10 protein-coding genes, 1 tRNA gene and 1 rRNA gene are annotated in these 18,406 nt (G+C 70.0%); 11 read left to right on the top strand and 1 reads right to left on the bottom strand.

The window, feature by feature from the left end; translation table 11 throughout:
- From rrf to IO36_RS15710, 3 genes are all read left to right on the top strand, one after another.
- Window positions 1-88, top strand: a 5S ribosomal RNA gene (gene rrf, locus IO36_RS43125); the annotation flags it as partial.
- A 113-nt stretch (window positions 89-201) separates the two neighbouring features.
- Window positions 202-864 (top strand): DegT/DnrJ/EryC1/StrS family aminotransferase, encoded by a 663-nt coding sequence (locus IO36_RS15715; RefSeq protein WP_037620363.1) that lies wholly within the window; start codon window positions 202-204, stop codon window positions 862-864.
- A gap of 83 nt (window positions 865-947) precedes the next feature.
- Window positions 948-1,020 (top strand) — tRNA-Thr (locus IO36_RS15710).
- Between the two features lie 121 nt (window positions 1,021-1,141).
- Here the strand turns inward: IO36_RS15710 and IO36_RS15705 are convergent.
- Complete coding sequence (locus IO36_RS15705) at window positions 1,142-3,889, bottom strand: SpoIIE family protein phosphatase (protein ID WP_037620361.1); 2,748 nt, start codon at window positions 3,887-3,889, stop codon at window positions 1,142-1,144.
- Window positions 3,890-4,291: 402 nt separating this feature from the next.
- On the opposite strand from IO36_RS15705, the gene IO36_RS15700 reads away from it, so the two are divergent.
- The 8 genes from IO36_RS15700 to IO36_RS15665 all read left to right on the top strand — a co-directional run bounded on the left by IO36_RS15700 (window position 4,292) and on the right by IO36_RS15665 (window position 18,300).
- The gene (locus IO36_RS15700; RefSeq protein ID WP_107065720.1) at window positions 4,292-9,781 is read left to right on the top strand and encodes a HAMP domain-containing protein; all 5,490 of its coding nucleotides are present in this window, start codon (window positions 4,292-4,294) and stop codon (window positions 9,779-9,781) included.
- Between the two features lie 336 nt (window positions 9,782-10,117).
- Window positions 10,118-10,801, top strand: a complete 684-nt coding sequence (locus tag IO36_RS15695) for a response regulator (RefSeq protein WP_037620357.1) — start codon at window positions 10,118-10,120, stop codon at window positions 10,799-10,801.
- Window positions 10,802-10,927: 126 nt separating this feature from the next.
- Window positions 10,928-13,681: a DNA translocase FtsK gene (locus IO36_RS15690; RefSeq protein ID WP_245173301.1), complete on the top strand. Its 2,754-nt coding sequence runs from the start codon at window positions 10,928-10,930 to the stop codon at window positions 13,679-13,681.
- 334 nt (window positions 13,682-14,015) lie between these two features.
- Complete coding sequence (locus IO36_RS15685) at window positions 14,016-14,873, top strand: helix-turn-helix domain-containing protein (RefSeq protein ID WP_037620352.1); 858 nt, start codon at window positions 14,016-14,018, stop codon at window positions 14,871-14,873.
- Window positions 14,874-14,965: 92 nt separating this feature from the next.
- Entirely contained in the window at window positions 14,966-16,441 is a 1,476-nt protein-coding gene (rimO, locus tag IO36_RS15680) for a 30S ribosomal protein S12 methylthiotransferase RimO (RefSeq protein ID WP_037620350.1), read from the top strand.
- A complete protein-coding gene (gene pgsA, locus IO36_RS15675; RefSeq protein WP_037620349.1) occupies window positions 16,438-17,271 on the top strand; it encodes a CDP-diacylglycerol--glycerol-3-phosphate 3-phosphatidyltransferase in 834 nt (277 codons plus the stop codon). The genes rimO and pgsA overlap by 4 nt, the downstream gene beginning before the upstream one ends.
- Window positions 17,268-17,813 carry a CinA family protein gene (locus IO36_RS15670; protein ID WP_037620347.1) on the top strand — a complete coding sequence of 182 codons (546 nt, stop codon included), beginning with the start codon at window positions 17,268-17,270 and terminating at the stop codon, window positions 17,811-17,813. The genes pgsA and IO36_RS15670 overlap by 4 nt, the downstream gene beginning before the upstream one ends.
- A 109-nt stretch (window positions 17,814-17,922) precedes the next feature.
- Window positions 17,923-18,300, top strand: a complete 378-nt coding sequence (locus IO36_RS15665; RefSeq protein ID WP_037620346.1) for a helix-turn-helix domain-containing protein — start codon at window positions 17,923-17,925, stop codon at window positions 18,298-18,300.
- Window positions 18,301-18,406: the final 106 nt, after the last annotated feature.

Here is an 18,406-nt window from a genome sequence, read left to right as displayed (position 1 = left end):
CGGTTACATTCCGAACCCGGAAGCTAAGCCTCACAGCGCCGATGGTACTGCAGGGGGGACCCTGTGGGAGAGTAGGACGCCGCCGAACAAATTTTAGAGAGCTGGTCCCCGAACTTCGGTTCGGGGACCAGCTCTTTTTTGTTTTGCTTTACTTGGAGTTCACGTTGCGCGACCAGGATCCGCACCATGAGTACTGCTGCCATGCTCAGCGCCGCGGGTGTCGGAACCGGTGACGAGGTCGTCGTTCCGGCCTTCGGGAACGTGGAGGTCGCCGACGCCGTGCACACGGCCGGCGCGACGACCGTCTTCGCGGACATAGACCCGGCGACGTACTGCCTCGACCCCAGTGCGGTGGAGGCGGTCATAACTCCCCGCACGGCGGCGCTCGTCGTCGTGCACCGCTTCGGACGCACCGCCGACATGACGCGGCTGCACGAGCTGGGACAGCGCCACGGAGTGCTGGTGCTCGAGCAGGGCGAGTCCGAGGCGCCGTACGACGAGATCGCGCAGCGCCGGGAGCGGGCCGCCTACCTCGACGGCCGCCTCAGCGGCGTCCGCACACCGGCCGGCGGCGACGGCCACACCTACCAGCAGTACGTCGTGCGGGTGCCCGGCAACGGTCGTCCGGACCGGGACGCCTTCGCACGGGCCGTACGGGCCAGGGGAGTCGAGTGCCGGGTGCCCGTGAAGACGCCCGTGCACCGGCTGCCCGGATTCCGTCGCGACGTACAGCTGCCCGAGACCGAGCGGGCCGCCGACGAGACCCTGTCGCTGCCCGTGGACGGGACGCTGACGAAGCGGGAGATGCAGCGGATCGTCTCCGCGTGCAACGCGCTCGGCGGACTGCTGCAGCCGGCCTTCTGATCAGGGCCGGGCGGGTTGGGAGCACGGTCCAATTCAGGGTATGATCTCTCTTGTTGGCGCGAGGGAAACCTCGAAAGCGACCGGCCCCCCTAGCTCAGTCGGCAGAGCGTCTCCATGGTAAGGAGAAGGTCAACGGTTCGATTCCGTTGGGGGGCTCAGACAGAAAAGGCCTCCGCCCTTGTGGGCGGGGGCCTTTCGCGTTTCCCGGGTCCTCGGACGGACGGAAAGACCTCGGTTCCCGGGATCATGTCCCGGGAACCGAGGTCTTTTCCGTGACTCAGTCCGTGTGGAGACCGGGGACGCGCATCGCCAGAATCGCCATGTCGTCCGACGGGGCGTCGGAGGCGAAGCGCTCGACCGCCCGCATGATGCGCGCGGCGACCGCGCCGGCCGTCAGCCCCGTGCATGTCGTGAGCACGTCCGCGAGGCCGTCGTCACCGAGCATGCGGGTGCCTTCCCGGCGCTCGGTCACACCGTCCGTGACACACAGCAGGACATCGCCCGGATCGAGCGTGACCCGCTGCTCGTACAGCTCCAGGTCCTCCATGACACCGAGGAGCGGCTGCGGTTCGGCGGCCGGCTCGACCGTGCCGTCCTGGCGCAGCCGCAACGGGAGCGGATGACCGGCGCAGACGACCTTCAGGACGGCGCTCCCGTCCTCCTGGGGCCACAACTCGCCGTACAGCAGGGTCAGGAAGCGGCTGCGGGCGCCCTCGTCGAGGATCGCGGAGTTCAGCCGTTCCAGGACCGCGGGACCGCCGTACCCCTCGCGGGCCAGCAGGCGCAGCGCGTGCCGGGCCAGGCCGGTGACCGCCGCCGCCTCCGGGCCCGTACCGCAGACGTCGCCGATGGCGAAGCCGTACGCCCCGTCGCGGATCGGGAAGACGTCGTAGAAGTCGCCGCCGACCTCGTTGCCCTCGCCGGCCGCGCGGTAGATGACCTCGACCTCGACGCCCTGGATCTGGGGGAGCTCCGGGGGCAGCAGGCTGCGCTGGAGGGACTGGCTGATGGCCGTGCGCTCCGAGTACAGGCGGGCGTTGTCCAGGGCCAGGGCCGCTCGCCTGGACAGGTCCTCAGCCAACTCCAGGATCTCCTGGCGGAAATGCTCGTCCGACGGCTTGCCGAGGGTCAGCATGCCGATGACGCGGTTGCGGGCGACCAGGGGCAGGACCACGGTCTCGCCGCCGACGGCCGCGGCCGTCGCCAGGGTCGGGCCGATGCCGGAACTGATCGACGTCTGCCCGCCGAGGCCCAGACTGCGCATCGAGGTGCGCAGGGCCGCGTCGTGGGCGGCCGCGGCCGGGGCCGACCAGACCCTCGCGCCCGGGGTGGGCACCGGGTCGGGCGGGGCGACCTTCGAGAGCAACGCCTTGAGGCCGTCGATGAGTTCCTCGTCCTCGTGCAGGACGTAGGAGAGATACGGGTCGGAGGCCTGGTCGGCGATCGTGTAGACGGCACACCAGGTGGCCAGGGTCGGGACCGTCATCTGGGCCATCAGCGCGAGGGTCTGGTCGCGGTCCAGGGTGCCCGCGAGGAGGTCGGAGGCCTCGACGAGGAAGGACAGCGAGCCGCGGCGAAGCCGTTCGAGCTCGCCGAGCCGGGCCGACTCGACGGCCAGGGCGATGCGGTCGGCGGCGAACTGCAGGCGCAGGGCCTCTTCGTTGGAGTAGCGTCCCGGCGATTCGGCCGCGACGCCGAGGGACCCGGTGAGCCGGCCCTCGACCTTCAGCGGGACCGTGACCACCGAGCGCATGCCGGTGCCACCGAGGAGCGGTACGGCGCCGGGGACGACCGTGAGGTCCTCGTGGACGGCGGGCATCCGGGCCGAGCCGTAGCGGCCGGGGCCGGCCTCGACGGGGACGCGGGCGAAACGCTGGCGGGCGGAGGGCAGGCCCGTGGAGGCGCGTACCTCCAACTCGGTCTCGTCGTCGGTCGCGAGGAGCAGGAACGCGGAGTCGCCGTCGAGCATGTCGCGGGCCCGCTCCACCGTGCGCTGGAGGAGGCCGTCGAGGTCGTCCGGGGCCGGTGATCCGATGAAGACCTCGAACGGGTCCGTGGCCTGGCCCTCGGTGTGGGTGCCCGAGTCGGAGGCGGGACCGCGCAACGGGGTCTGCAGGACGGCGCGTTCGTGGTCGCGGACCAGCAGGCAGACGGTGGAGGGCTCGCCGCTCGTGTCACGGACCCGCAGATGCGAGGCGTACACGGGGGTGACGCGGCCGTCGGCGCAGCGGACGCCGTAACTGCCCTCCCAGCGCGAGAGCTGGAGGGCCTCGACGATGCCGGTGCCGGTGCCCGGGGTGTGCGGCCAGGCCGCGAGGTCGGTGAGCGGTTTGCCGGTGACCTGCTCGGCGGCGTACCCGAAGAGTTCCTCGGCGTCCTCGTTCCAGGAGTTGATGGCGCCGGTGCGGTCGATCTGGACGACCGCCACCCGGACACGGCCGTCGGCGAGGGGGAGGAGGTCGGCGGGGAGCGAGGGGCCGGCGGCCCGGGTGCCGACCGCGCGCTCGGGGAGGTCGAGCTGGAACCACACCTGCTTGTGGGTGGGCGTGTACTCGACGCCCCAGCGGCGGGCGAGGGCCGCGCACAGCTGGAGTCCGCGGCCGCCCTCGCGGTCGGGGCTGCCCATGCTGACGGCGGTGGCCTGGAGTGGGATCTCGCGTTCGGGGTAGCGATCCGCCACCTCGATGCGCACGCCGTCGTCGCTGCGCAGACACAGGACGTCGGCGGAGGTGCCCGCGTGCACGACGGCATTGGTGACCAGCTCGCTGGTCAGCACGACCGCGTCGTCGACGATGTCGGCGAAGCCCCAGCCCTGGAGGGTGTCGCGGACGAAGGACCGGGCGGTCGCGACGGAACGTCCGACGGGCTCGAAACTGGCGGCCGCGCGCGCGGTGATCACAGAACTCCTCGTCCGGTCGTCGGCCCCCGGGGCTCCGTGGCCCGCTCGCTCCTGCGTGGGCAGAGCGTGGTGCCCTGTCGGCCGGGGATCCTGGGGTGTTCCCCCGGGATGCAGTCCGGTGGTCATGGTGCGGCGCCCCTCCGATGCCTGCCCGCTCGTGCTCGTGCCACCGCCCAGGCCGGACGGGACCGGCACGGCTGGACAGCCGCTTGCAAGGTTACTTACCTTCACGGCCGCTGCGGATGCCGGTCACGGGTGTTTCCGTCTCGAAGAGTGCGGTGTTTCCGTTCGGGCAGGTGCCTGTGACCGCCTCCGGCCAGGGCCGGAGGATTGTCCCGCGGGTGTGCGGACGATGTGCGAAGCTGCCGAACTGTTATGGCCTGGTTCGGCCGGGGTGAAACACTGGGCAGGCTCCAGGAGTGGGTCCGGGCAGGTAGTGCGCCTCCCGCGCCCCACGAACAGAAGTACCCGAGCAGCAGTACCCGAGTACGCCGAGCAGTATTGGTCGACCCTTGCGGGAGGGACACAGTGGAGTCTGGCGCAGCGACGCGGGGCGGTAGGACGCGCGCGAAAGGCGGACAGTCCCTGAAGAGCGGGCGCACACCGCGCACCGGCACCACCGAAGTGGACACGGCGGCGTTGAACCGTCTGTTGGCGGCCCTGGTGTCGATGCGGGACGGCAACTTCCGCAAGCGGCTCACTGTTTCCGGTGACGGCGTGATGTCCGAGATCTCGGCCGTCTTCAACGAGGTCGCCGACCGCAACATGCACCTGACGGGTGAGCTGTCGCGGGTACGGCGTGTGGTGGGCCGTGAGGGCAAGCTCACGGAGCGGCTGGAGGCGGGTGCGGGCGACGGGGCCTGGGCGGCCGCCATCGACGCGTCGAACGCGCTCGTGGACGATCTCGTACGGCCCGTGTCCGAGGTCGGCCGGGTCCTGTCCGCCGTGGCGGAGGGCGACCTGTCGCCCCGCATGGACCTGCGGGCGCAGGCGGCGGACGGGAACGGGCATCCGCTGCGCGGTGAGTTCCTGAAGGTCGGCCGGACGGTCAACAACCTGGTGGACCAGCTGTCGACGTTCACCGACGAGGTCACCCGGGTGGCCAGCGAGGTGGGCACCGAGGGCAAGCTGGGCGGGCAGGCCCGGGTCCGCGGCATGTCCGGTTCGTGGAAGGACCTCACGGACTCGGTCAACACGATGGCGTACCGGCTCACCGCCCAGGTGCGGGACATCGCCCTGGTGACCACGGCGGTCGCCAAGGGTGACCTGTCGCGCAAGGTCACCGTCCATGTGGCCGGCGAGATGCTGGAGCTGAAGAACACCGTCAACACGATGGTGGACCAGCTGTCCTCGTTCTCCTCCGAGGTGACACGCGTCGCCCGCGAGGTGGGTACGGAGGGCGAGCTGGGCGGTCAGGCGCAGGTGCCCGGTGTGGCCGGTGTGTGGAAGGACCTCACCGATTCGGTGAACCTCATGGCCGGCAACCTGACGGCCCAGGTGCGCGGGATCGCGCAGGTGACCACGGCGGTCGCGAACGGCGACCTGTCGCAGAAGGTGACGGTCTCCGCACGCGGCGAGGTCGCGCAGCTGGCCGAGACGATCAACCAGATGACCGAGACGCTGCGGACGTTCGCCGACGAGGTCACCCGCGTCGCCAACGAGGTCGGCGGCGAGGGGCGGCTCGGCGGCCAGGCGAACGTGCCGGGGGCGGCGGGGACGTGGAAGGACCTCACGGACTCGGTCAACACGGTCTTCCGGAACCTGACGACCCAGGTGCGGGACATCGCCGCGGTGACGACCGCCGTGGCCAACGGTGACCTGTCGCAGAAGGTCAGCGTCCAGGTCGCAGGCGAGATGCTGGAGCTGAAGAACACCGTCAACACGATGGTCGACCAGCTGTCCTCGTTCGGTGTCGAGGTCACGCGGGTGGCGCGCGAGGTCGGCGTCGAGGGTGAGCTGGGCGGCCAGGCGCAGGTCCCGGGCGTCGCCGGTACGTGGAAGGACCTCACGGACTCCGTCAACACGGCGTTCCAGAACCTCACCGGCCAGGTGCGCAACATCGCCCAGGTGACCACGGCGGTCGCCAACGGTGACCTGTCGCAGAAGGTCACCGTCGAGGTGGCCGGCGAGATGCTGGAGCTGAAGGTCACCGTGAACACCATGGTGGACCAGCTGTCGAGCTTCGCCGACCAGGTGACGCGGATGGCCCGTGACGTGGGTACGGAGGGCCGGCTGGGCGGTCAGGCCCGGGTGGACGGCGTCTCCGGCACCTGGAAGGAGCTCACGGACTCCGTCAACTTCATGGCCGGGAACCTCACTTCGCAGGTGCGCCAGATCGCGCAGGTGACCACTGCGGTGGCCCGCGGTGACCTGTCGCAGAAGATCGACGTGGACGCGCGCGGCGAGATCCTGGAGCTGAAGAACACCATCAACACGATGGTCGACCAGCTCTCCGCGTTCGCCGACCAGGTGACCCGGGTGGCCCGTGACGTGGGTACGGAGGGTCGGCTGGGCGGTCAGGCGCAGGTGCCCGGCGTCGCCGGTGTGTGGCGCGACCTGACCGACTCGGTGAACGGCATGGCCGGCAACCTCACCGCACAGGTGCGCAACATCGCGCAGGTCGCGACGGCGGTGGCCCGCGGTGACCTGTCGCAGAAGATCGACGTGGACGCGCGGGGCGAGATCCTGGAGCTGAAGAACACCCTCAACACGATGGTGGACCAGCTCTCGAACTTCGCCGAGCAGGTGACGCGGGTGGCCCGCGAGGTGGGCACCGAGGGCATCCTCGGCGGCCAGGCCGAGGTGCAGGGCGTCTCGGGCACCTGGAAGGACCTCACCCAGTCGGTGAACTTCATGGCCAACAACCTGACCATCCAGGTGCGCAACATCGCCGAGGTCACGACCGCGGTCGCCATGGGAGACCTGTCCAAGAAGATCACCGTCGACGCCAAGGGCGAGATCCTCGAACTGGTCACCACCGTCAACACGATGGTGGACCAGCTGTCCTCGTTCGCCGAGCAGGTGACGCGGGTGGCCCGCGAGGTGGGCACCGAGGGCATCCTGGGCGGCCAGGCGCGGGTGCCCGGGGTCACGGGCATCTGGAAGGACCTGAGCGACAACGTCAACCTGATGGCCTACAACCTCACCATGCAGGTGCGGAACATCTCGCAGGTGGCGGCGGCCGTCGCCAACGGCGACCTGACCCGCACGGTGACGATCGAGGCGCGCGGCGAGGTCGCGCAGCTCGCCGACACCTTCAACACCATGGTGAAGACGCTGAGTTCGTTCGCCGAGCAGGTCACCAAGGTGGCCCGCGAGGTGGGTACGGACGGCATCCTCGGCGGTCAGGCGCACGTCCCGGGTGTGGCTGGGACGTGGAAGGACCTCACCGAGTCGGTGAACGGGATGGCGTCCAACCTGACCGGCCAGGTCCGCAACATCGCGATGGTCACCACGGCCATCGCCAAGGGCGATCTGACCAAGAAGATCGACATCGACGCGCGCGGCGAGATCCTGGAGCTCAAGACCACCATCAACACGATGGTCGACCAGCTGTCGTCCTTCGCGGAGGAGGTCACCCGCGTCGCCCGCGAGGTGGGCACCGAGGGGCAGCTGGGCGGTCAGGCGCGCGTCCGGGACGTCGACGGCACGTGGCGCGACCTCACCGAGTCGGTGAACGAGATGGCCGGGAACCTGACCCGGCAGGTGCGTGCGATCGCGCGCGTGGCGACCGCGGTGACCCGCGGTGACCTGAACCTGAAGATCGACGTGGACGCCTCCGGCGAGATCCAGGAACTCCAGGACTACATCAACAAGATGATCGCCAACCTGCGCGACACCACGATCGCCAACAAGGAGCAGGACTGGCTGAAGGGCAACCTCGCCCGGATCTCCGCCCTGATGCAGGGCCGCCGCGATCTCGACGACGTGGCCTCGCTGATCATGAGCGAGCTGACGCCGGTGGTGTCGGCCCAGCACGGCGCGTTCTTCCTCTCGATGCCGCTGGTCGACGGCAAGGACGCGGGTACCGAGGACGAGGAGGCGTACGAGCTGCGGATGCTCGGGTCGTACGGCTACTCGATGGGGTCGATGCCCACTTCGTTCCGGCCCGGTGAGGCGCTGATCGGGACGGCCGCGCAGGAGAAGCGCACGATTCTCGTGGAGAACGCGCCGAGCGGTTATCTGAAGATCTCCTCCGGTCTCGGGGAGGCGCCGCCGGCTCAGGTGATCGTGCTCCCGGTGCTCTTCGAGGGGACCGTGCTCGGGGTCATCGAGCTGGCGTCGTTCACGCCCTTCACGCAGATCCAGAAGGACTTCCTGAACCAGATCGCGGAGATGATCGCGACGACCGTCAACACCATCTCGGTCAACACCAAGACCGAGGTGCTGCTGCGGCAGTCGCAGGAGCTGACCGAGCAACTGCGGGAACGCTCGGCGGAGTTGGAGAACCGGCAGAAGGCGCTCCAGGACTCGAACGCGGAGCTGGAGGACAAGGCCGAGCTGCTGGCCCAGCAGAACCGCGACATCGAGGTCAAGAACACCGAGATCGAGGAGGCCCGGCAGGTCCTGGAGGAGCGCGCCGAGCAACTCGCCGTCTCCATGCGCTACAAGAGCGAGTTCCTGGCGAACATGTCGCACGAGCTGCGGACGCCGCTCAACTCCCTGCTGATCCTCGCCAAGCTGCTCGCCGACAACGCGGACACCAACCTCACTCCCAAGCAGGTCGAGTTCGCCGAGACGATCCACGGAGCGGGCTCCGACCTGCTCCAGCTGATCAACGACATCCTCGACCTGTCGAAGGTCGAGGCGGGCAAGATGGACGTGTCGCCGACCCGGATCGCGCTCGTCCAGCTCGTCGACTACGTGGAGGCAACGTTCCGTCCGCTGACCGCGGAGAAGGGGCTCGACTTCTCCGTACGGGTCTCGCCGGAGCTGCCCGCCACGCTCCACACCGACGAGCAGCGCCTCCTCCAGGTGCTGCGCAACCTCCTGTCCAACGCGGTGAAGTTCACCGACTCCGGCGCGGTCGAGCTGGTGATCCGGCCCGCCGCGGCGGACGTGCCGGTGGCCATCAGGGAGCAGCTCCTGGAGTCGGGGTCGCTGCGGGACGCGGACGCCGACCTGATCGCGTTCTCCGTGACCGACACCGGCATCGGGATCGCGGCGAGCAAGATGCGGGTGATCTTCGAGGCCTTCAAGCAGGCGGACGGCACGACGAGCCGCAAGTACGGCGGCACGGGCCTGGGGCTCTCCATCTCGCGGGAGATCGCGCGGCTGCTCGGCGGCGAGATCTACGCCCAGAGCGAGCCGGGGCGCGGCTCCACCTTCACCCTGTACCTCCCGCTGCACCCGAGCGAACTGCCTCCGCAGGGGTACGGACAGCTCGCGCCGGCGATGGAGGCGGGCGAGCTGCTGGCCTCCGAGGGCGAGCTGCACAGCATCGGGATGCCGGCCGAGGTGAAGTCGTACCAGGACACCCAGAACGGGCCCGCCGCGCTGTTCAGGAGGCGCCGCAGGGCGCTGCCGACGGCCGAGCAGCGCCCGGAGGTCCCCGGGGAGCAGGACGGCGGCGGGGGCGCGGCGGCGGAGTCGTGGGCGGCACCGCAGGACACGACGCCGCAGCAGGGCCGGGGCATCCGCTTCGAGGGCGAGAAGGTGCTGATCGTCGACGACGACATCCGCAACGTCTTCGCGCTGACCAGCGTCCTGGAGCAGCACGGTCTCTCGGTGCTGTACGCGGAGAACGGCCGCGAGGGCATCGAGGTCCTGGAGCAGCACGACGATGTGACGGTCGTTCTGATGGACATCATGATGCCCGAGATGGACGGCTACGCCACGACCACGGCGATCCGGCGGATGCCGCAGTTCGCGGGCCTGCCGATCATCGCGCTCACGGCGAAGGCGATGAAGGGCGACCGGGAGAAGGCGATCGAGTCGGGTGCCTCCGACTATGTGACCAAGCCGGTCGATCCCGATCATCTGCTGTCGGTGATGGCGCAGTGGATGCGTCAGGAGTGACACACTCGGGAGGGTGACGCGGGCCGTCACGGTGTGTCGGACACCCGAACACCGTGCGGCAGGGCCCGTTCGGGCAGCCCTTCGTCGTATGACGGACTGTGCCCGAAGCCGTGTAGAAGCACGGGATACGGGGAACCTTCTGGTCCCCTGCCGCGTTTCTGCTACGTGCACAGTGACATCACGGTGACAGGGTGTGGCGACGGGCGGGGTGCGGCTAGCATGACCGGCACAAGGACGGACGGCGCAAGGGAGTCGTCCCCTGGGGCGGCGCCCGGTGGCGTCTCCCCAAGTCCTGCGGACAGGGGAGGCCCCATGCCGGGGCGAGGAGGGCGGGCCATGGTGCAGAAGGCCAAGATCCTCCTGGTCGATGACCGGCCGGAGAATCTGTTGGCGCTGGAGGCGATCCTCTCCGCGCTCGATCAGACACTGGTACGGGCATCGTCCGGGGAGGAAGCGCTCAAAGCGCTGCTCACGGACGACTTCGCGGTCATTCTGCTGGACGTTCAGATGCCGGGCATGGACGGATTCGAGACCGCCGCGCACATCAAGCGGCGGGAGCGCACCCGGGACATCCCGATCATCTTCCTCACCGCCATCAACCACGGCCCCCACCACACCTTCCGGGGGTACGCGGCCGGCGCGGTGGACTACATCTCCAAGCCCTTCGACCCGTGGGTGCTGCGGGCGAAGGTCTCGGTGTTCGTCGAGCTCTACATGAAGAACTGCCAACTCCGCGAGCAGGCGGCGCTGTTGCGGCTCCAGCTGGAGGGCGGCGGCAAGGCGGCGCTCGGCGAGGCCAAGGAGCCCGCCGGACTTCTCGCCGAACTCTCCGCGCGGCTCGCGGCCGTCGAGGAGCAGGCCGAGGCGCTGTCCAAGCAGCTGGACGACGACTCCGCGGACGCGGCGGCGGTGGCCACCGCGGCCCATCTGGAGCGCAAACTCACCGGACTGCGCAGGGCGCTGGACGCGCTGGAGCCGGGCACGGGCAGCGGGGCACCCTCGGTGCCGTCGCAGAGCTGAGACGGGTCCCGGCGTTCGCGCCGGACCTTGAGGAAGCGTCAGTTCCGCTCCCTGGACGGGCGACACGATCGGGTGAAGCACTGGGCACACGTGTCCGCTGTCGTCTCCACCGGTAACCTCACACACATGGCCTCACGTCAGTCCGCAGCCAAGAAGCCGCCCGCGAAGAAGGCGGCCGCTCCGACGAAGGCTCCGGCGAAGAAGGCCCCAGCGAAAAAGGCCCCCGCGAAGAAGGCAGCCGCCGCCAAGGCGCCCGCCAGGAGGGCCCCCGCGAAGAAGCCCGTCCCCGCGCCGGCGCCCAACCCGACCGCGGGCGTGTACCGACTGGTACGCGCCCTGTGGCTGGGCGTCGCCCATGCCGTCGGAGCCACCTTCCGGGGGATAGGGCGGGGCGCCAAGGGGCTCGACCCGGCGCATCGCAAGGACGGGGTCGCGCTGCTGCTGATCGGCCTCGGGCTGATCGTCGCGGCGGGGACCTGGTCCAATCTGCGCGGTCCCGTCGGCGACCTCGTGGAGATGCTGGTCACCGGCGCCTTCGGCCGTCTCGACCTGCTCGTGCCGATACTCCTCGCCGTCATCGCGGCGCGGCTGATCCGGCATCCCGAGCAGCCGGAGGCCAACGGCCGGATCGTGATCGGTCTGTCGGCGCTCGTCATCGGCGTGCTCGGGCAGGTGCACATCGCCTGCGGATCACCCGCGCGCAGCGACGGCATGCAGGCGATAAGGGACGCCGGCGGTCTCATCGGCTGGGGGGCGTCCACGCCGCTGACGTACACGATGGGTGACGTCCTGGCCGTACCACTCCTGGTGCTGCTCACGATCTTCGGGCTGCTGGTCGTCACGGCCACCCCGGTCAACGCGATCCCGCAGCGGCTGCGGCTGCTCGGACAGAAGCTCGGCGTCGTCCAGGCCGACCTCGACGACGACCTGCTCGCCGAGGACGACGAGCGCTACGACGAGCAGTGGCGCGACGGGCTCGCCGGGCGCCCCGGCGGGCGTTCGCGCGCCCCCGGGGCCTACGACCCCGACGGTGCCGAGCAGGAGGCGCTCACCCGGCGCAGGGGCCGCCCCCGGCGGCCCGGCGCGCAGCAGCCCGACATGAACCGGCCGATGGACGCCGTGGACGTCGCCGCGGCCGCCGCGGCCGCGCTGGACGGCGCCGTGCTGCACGGCATGCCGCCCTCGCCGCTGGTCGCCGATCTGACGCAGGGCGTCAGCGTGGAGCGCGACGGGTACGAGGAGACCACGCCGGTCCCGGCCGCGCGCGCCAAGGCCGTCCCGGGCGCCAAGCGGCCCAAGCAGGAGAGCCTGCCGGTCGAGTCCGTCGTGCCCGACCTCACCAAGGCCGCGCCCGACGCCCCGCGCGAACTGCCCCCGCGTGCCGAGCAGCTCCAGCTGTCCGGGGACATCACGTACGCGCTGCCCTCCCTCGACCTGCTGGAGCGCGGCGGCCCCGGCAAGACCCGCAGCGCGGCCAACGACGCGGTCGTCGACTCGCTGCGCCAGGTCTTCGCCGAGTTCAAGGTGGACGCCGACGTCACGGGCTTCACCCGGGGACCGACCGTCACGCGCTACGAGGTCACGCTCGGCCCCGCCGTGAAGGTCGAGCGGATCACCGCCCTCACCAAGAACATCGCGTACGCGGTCGCCAGCCCCGACGTGCGGATCATCAGCCCGATCCCCGGCAAGTCGGCGGTCGGCATCGAGATCCCCAACACCGACCGAGAGATGGTCAACCTCGGTGACGTGCTGCGCCTCGCGGACGCGGCGGAGGACGACCACCCGATGCTGGTCGCGCTCGGCAAGGACGTCGAGGGCGGCTACGTGATGGCCAACCTGGCGAAGATGCCGCACGTCCTGGTCGCCGGCGCCACCGGTTCAGGCAAGTCGTCCTGCATCAACTGCCTGATCACCTCGATCATGGTCCGCGCGACCCCCGAGGACGTGCGGATGGTCCTGGTCGACCCCAAGCGCGTCGAGCTGACCGCCTACGAAGGCATCCCGCACCTGATCACGCCGATCATCACCAACCCGAAGCGGGCCGCCGAGGCACTGCAGTGGGTCGTGCGGGAGATGGACCTGCGCTACGACGACCTCGCGGCGTTCGGGTTCCGGCACATCGACGACTTCAACGAGGCCATCAGGAACGGCAAGGTGAAGCTGCCCGAGGGCAGCGAGCGCGAGCTGAGCCCGTACCCGTACCTGCTGGTCATCGTGGACGAGCTCGCCGACCTGATGATGGTCGCGCCGCGTGACGTCGAGGACTCGATCGTGCGCATCACCCAGCTCGCGCGCGCCGCCGGCATCCACCTGGTGCTCGCCACCCAGCGGCCCTCCGTGGACGTCGTCACCGGTCTGATCAAGGCGAACGTGCCCTCCCGCCTCGCCTTCGCCACCTCCTCCCTCGCCGACTCGCGCGTCATCCTCGACCAGCCCGGCGCCGAGAAGCTCATCGGCAAGGGCGACGGGCTGTTCCTGCCGATGGGGGCCAACAAGCCCACCCGTATGCAGGGCGCCTTCGTCACCGAGGACGAGGTCGCGGCGATCGTGCAGCACTGCAAGGATCAGATGGCGCCCGTCTTCCGGGACGACGTCACGGTGGAGACCAAGCAGAAGAAGGAGATCGACGAGGACATCGGCGACGACCTCGATCTGCTGTGCGCCGCCGCCGAACTGGTCGTCTCCACGCAGTTCGGGTCCACCTCGATGCTCCAGCGCAAGCTGCGCGTCGGGTTCGCCAAGGCGGGCCGGCTCATGGACCTCATGGAGTCGCGCGGGATCGTCGGGCCCAGCGAGGGCTCCAAGGCGCGTGACGTCCTGGTGAAGGCCGACGAGCTGGACGGGGTGTTGGCCGTGATGCGCGGGGAAGCAGAAGCGTAGAACCCCCGGCGAGGGGGGACGGGACAACCGGCAATGGCGTGGTGAGCGCACGGCGGTCGCTCGAAGAGCGACGGGGCTGTCGGTCGAATGGCGGAACGTCATGTTCCGCACTCGGCTGATATGTGAATGTGACTCACCCGTAAGGAGTCGGTGAGCAACCGTTTCGCCTTGTCGCACGTCAAGTTGAGCGAAGGGGCGTCACCATGTCCCTATATCAGGATGACCGGCCATTCTGATGGCGTACAAAGTCCCACCGCCCGGTTGCCCCACCCTTTCGTACCCCCCCTAGACTGAACTTCCAGCACAGGTGGCTACACGCTCGAAAGGCGCCCCCGTGTCCATCGTCAACTCACCTGACGGCAACTCCCCCGAAGACGAGCGTCCGTTCGAAGACGACCCGACGGCCGACCGGCCATCGATCGGCCGTGCCCTGCAGAAGGCGCGCATCGATGCCCATCTGACCGTCGACGACGTCAGCAACGCCACCCGCGTCCGTATCACGATCATCCACGCCATCGAACAGAACGACTTCGCCCCCTGTGGTGGTGACGTCTACGCGCGCGGGCACATCCGGACCCTGGCCCGCGCCGTCCGCCTCGATCCGGCCCCGCTGCTGGCCCAGTACGACGCCGAGCACGGCGGACGTCCCGCGCCGACGCCCGCCGCCCCGCTCTTCGAGGCGGAACGCATCCGCCCCGAGCGCCGCGGACCGAACTGGACGGCCGCCATGGTCGCCGCGATCGTCGCGGTGATCGGCTTCGTCGGGTTCACCATGGTCAAGGGTGGCGGCACCGGCGACGACTCCAAGACGCAGGTCGCCGAGGGGTCCACGCCGACCGTCAAGAAGTCCGCCGCACCGTCGGCGTCCGCCTCCAAGCCCGCCGACCCGAAGCCCGAGCCCTCCGACAGCGCCATCGCGGCCGCTCCGCAGGACAAGGTGACCGTCCAGGTCAGCGCCGCGGACGGACGCAGCTGGATCTCCGCCAAGGACCACAACGGGCGGATGCTCTTCGACGGGCTGCTGAAGCAGGGCGAGTCCAAGACCTTCCAGGACAGCTCCAAGATCAACCTGATCCTCGGCGACGCCGGAGCCATCCAGCTCTACGTCAACGGCAAGAAGATCGAGGACCAGTTCCAGCCGGGCGCGGTGGAGCGTCTGACGTACACGAAGGGTGACCCCCAGGTCGGATAGGGGTCCCGAGCAGCACACCGTCGACGGGGTTGGCCAAGATCGGCCAACCCCGTCGACGTGGGGTGTCGGCCAGACAAAGTAGTCTTGAGCCCATGCCTGAACGCCGTACCGTCGCACTCGTCACCCTTGGCTGCGCCCGTAACGAGGTGGACTCGGAGGAGCTCGCAGGCCGCTTGGAGGCGGACGGCTGGCAACTCGTCGAGGACGCCGAACAAGCGGACGTCGCCGTCGTCAACACCTGTGGCTTCGTCGAGGCCGCCAAGAAGGACTCCGTCGACGCCCTCCTCGAGGCCAATGACCTCAAGGGCCACGGCAGAACCCAGGCCGTGGTCGCGGTCGGCTGCATGGCCGAGCGGTACGGCAAGGAACTCGCCGAGGCGCTCCCCGAGGCCGACGGCGTGCTCGGCTTCGACGACTACGCCGACATCTCGGACCGCCTCCAGACCATCCTGAACGGCGGCATCCACGCCTCCCACACCCCGCGCGACCGGCGCAAGCTGCTGCCGATCAGCCCGGCCGAGCGGCAGACCGCCGGCGAGGACGTGGCCCTTCCCGGCCACGGCGCCCCCACCGACCTGCCCGAGGGCGTCGCCCCCGTCTCCGGACCCCGCGCGCCCCTGCGCCGCCGTCTGGACGGCGCCCCGGTCGCCTCGGTGAAGCTGGCCTCCGGCTGCGACCGCCGCTGCACCTTCTGCGCCATCCCCTCCTTCCGGGGCTCGTTCATCTCGCGCCGCCCCAGCGACGTCCTGAACGAGGCCCGCTGGCTCGCCGAGCAGGGCGTCAAGGAGGTGATGCTCGTCTCCGAGAACAACACCTCGTACGGCAAGGACCTGGGTGACATCCGTCTCCTGGAGACGATGCTCCCCGAGCTGGCCGAGATCGACGGCATCGAGCGCGTGCGGGTCAGCTACCTCCAGCCCGCCGAGATGCGCCCCGGGCTCATCGACGTCCTGACCTCGACCCCGAACGTCGCCCCGTACTTCGACCTGTCCTTCCAGCACTCCGCGCCCGACGTGCTGCGCTCCATGCGCCGCTTCGGCGACACCGACCGGTTCCTGGAACTGCTCGACACCATCCGGGCCAAGGCCCCGGCGGCCGGCGTGCGCTCCAACTTCATCGTGGGCTTCCCCGGCGAGAGCGAGGCCGACCTCGCGGAGCTGGAGCGCTTCCTCACCGGAGCCCGTCTCGACGCGATCGGCGTCTTCGGATACTCCGACGAGGAGGGCACCGAGGCGGCGACCTACGAGAACAAGCTCGACGAGGACGTCGTCGCCGAGCGTCTGGCGCGCGTGTCCCGCCTCGCCGAGGAACTGGTCGCCCAGCGTGCCGAGGAGCGCGTGGGCGAGACCGTGCACGTGCTGGTCGAGGGCGTCGACGACGAGGACGGCGCGTACGGCCGTGCCGCGCACCAGGCGCCGGAGACCGACGGACAGGTGCTGTTCACGAGCGGCGAGGGCTTGACCGTCGGCCGTATCGTCGAGGCCAAGGTGGTGGGCACGGAAGGTGTCGACCTGGTGGCCGAGCCGCTCCCGGGCTCGTTCGAGAGCGCTGAGGAGGCGGCCAGATGAGCGGAGCCCCGGCATCCGCGGCGGGCGGCTCCCCGGGCGCCACGGGCGCGACGGGCGCCCCCGGCGCTTCCGGCGGTCAGCGCGCCTCCGGTGGTCCGGGTGGCCCGGGTGCGTCGAGTGGTACGGGCCCGGCTTCCGTTGGTCCGGGTGCTTCGGGTGCACACGGTGCGGCGGGCGCTCCGGACGCCGAAGGGGGTCCGAAGACGCCTCGGGGCGGGAAACTGGGTGCCGCGGCCGTCAACCAGGCCAGCCTCTGGAACATCGCCAACATCCTGACCATGATCCGGCTCGTCCTCGTGCCGGGCTTCGTGGTCCTGATGCTGGCCGACGGCGGATACGACCCCGCCATGCGCGCCTGGGCCTGGGCGGCCTTCGCCGTCGCCATGATCACCGACATCTTCGACGGCCACCTCGCGCGCACGTACAACCTCGTCACGGACTTCGGGAAGATCGCCGATCCCATCGCCGACAAGGCGATCATGGGTGCGGCGCTGATCTGTCTGTCCGGCCTCGGGGATCTGCCGTGGTGGGTCACCATCGTCATCCTCGGCCGTGAACTCGGCGTCACCCTGCTGCGGTTCGTCGTGATCCGCTACGGCGTCATCCCGGCGAGCCGTGGCGGCAAACTGAAGACGCTGGCCCAGGGCACGGCCGTCGGCATGTACATCCTGCCGCTGACCGGGCTGCTGGCCAGTCTGCGGTTCTGGGTGATGGGCGTCGCGATCGTGCTGACCGTCGTCACCGGACTCGACTACGTGAGACAGGCCATTGTGCTGCGCCGCCGCGGAATCGCCGAACGGCGGGCGGCCGCCGTGGAGGCCGAGCGGTGAGTCCCACGGCCGCCGAAGTGGTGCGACTACTGACGGTGAGGGGCGAGACCCTCGCCGTCGCCGAGTCGCTCACCGGCGGCCTGGTGGCGGCGGAGATCACCGCGGTGCCGGGTGCCTCGAAGGCGTTCCGGGGCTCCGTGACCGCGTACGCCACCGAACTGAAGCACGGACTCCTCGGCGTCGATGTCACTCTTCTGGCCGAACGCGGCGCGGTGGACCCGCAGGTCGCGGCACAGATGGCGGCCGGGGTGCGGAAGGCGCTCGGCGCCGACTGGGGCATCGCGACCACCGGCGTCGCCGGTCCCGAACCGCAGGACGGACAGCCTGTGGGTACGGTCTATGTGGCCGTCGACGGGCCCTTCGAGACGCCTGCCGACACCTCCCGTGGCGGGAAAGTGGTGCCGCTGCGGTTGAACGGCGACCGGGCGGAAATCCGTATGGAGAGTGTACGCAGCGTACTCGCGCTGCTTCTTCGGGAGCTCGCGGGCGAACAGACCGGGAATGAGCGGGCACAGGATACGGAACAGAACGGGGGGTTTTGATGTTTGCAGCCCTGAGTGAACACGACATCGCTCCCCGCACGGCCGCGGCGCAAGGCGGTACGGTGGGGCGTGAAGGATGCGGCTACGCGGTCCGAGGAGGGAGCCACCGATGATTCTGCTCCGTCGCCTGCTGGGTGACGTGCTGCGTCGGCAGCGCCAGCGCCAGGGCCGTACTCTGCGCGAAGTCTCCTCGTCCGCCCGAGTCTCACTCGGCTATCTCTCCGAGGTGGAGCGGGGGCAGAAGGAGGCGTCCTCCGAGCTGCTCTCCGCGATCTGCGACGCGCTGGACGTACGGATGTCCGAGCTCATGCGGGAAGTGAGCGACGAGCTCGCCCTCGCCGAGCTGGCACAGTCGGCTGCGGCCACCGAACCGGTGCCCGCGCCGGTGCGTCGCCCGATGCTCAATTCCGTATCGGTGACCGGCGTGCCACCGGAACGGGTCACGATCAAGGCGCCTGCCGAAGCGGTCGACGTCGTCGCCGCCTGACGCTCACCGGCTCGCTGTCCGAGCCCTGAGACGTACCACCGAAGCCCCGGCCGGGGTTTCTCCGGGAAGACCCGGAGGAGCAGGGCCGGGGCTTTCGCGTTCCCCG

This window comes from Streptomyces aureus (assembly GCF_000725495.1).
GTDB classification, from domain to species: Bacteria; Actinomycetota; Actinomycetes; order Streptomycetales; family Streptomycetaceae; genus Streptomyces; species Streptomyces aureus_B.
This window is presented reverse-complemented; position numbering and strand designations above follow the sequence as displayed.

Excerpts from the sequence above, each read along its gene's own strand:
- IO36_RS15705 (WP_037620361.1), bottom strand. The coding sequence starts at position 3,889 with ATGACCACCGGACTGCATCCCGGGGGAACACCCCAGGATCCCCGGCCG.
- IO36_RS15695 (WP_037620357.1), top strand. The coding sequence starts at position 10,118 with ATGGTGCAGAAGGCCAAGATCCTCCTGGTCGATGACCGGCCGGAGAAT.
- IO36_RS15690 (WP_245173301.1), top strand. The coding sequence starts at position 10,928 with ATGGCCTCACGTCAGTCCGCAGCCAAGAAGCCGCCCGCGAAGAAGGCG.
- IO36_RS15715 (WP_037620363.1), top strand. The coding sequence starts at position 202 with ATGCTCAGCGCCGCGGGTGTCGGAACCGGTGACGAGGTCGTCGTTCCG.
- rimO (WP_037620350.1), top strand. The coding sequence starts at position 14,966 with ATGCCTGAACGCCGTACCGTCGCACTCGTCACCCTTGGCTGCGCCCGT.
- IO36_RS15665 (WP_037620346.1), top strand. The coding sequence starts at position 17,923 with ATGATTCTGCTCCGTCGCCTGCTGGGTGACGTGCTGCGTCGGCAGCGC.
- pgsA (WP_037620349.1), top strand. The coding sequence starts at position 16,438 with ATGAGCGGAGCCCCGGCATCCGCGGCGGGCGGCTCCCCGGGCGCCACG.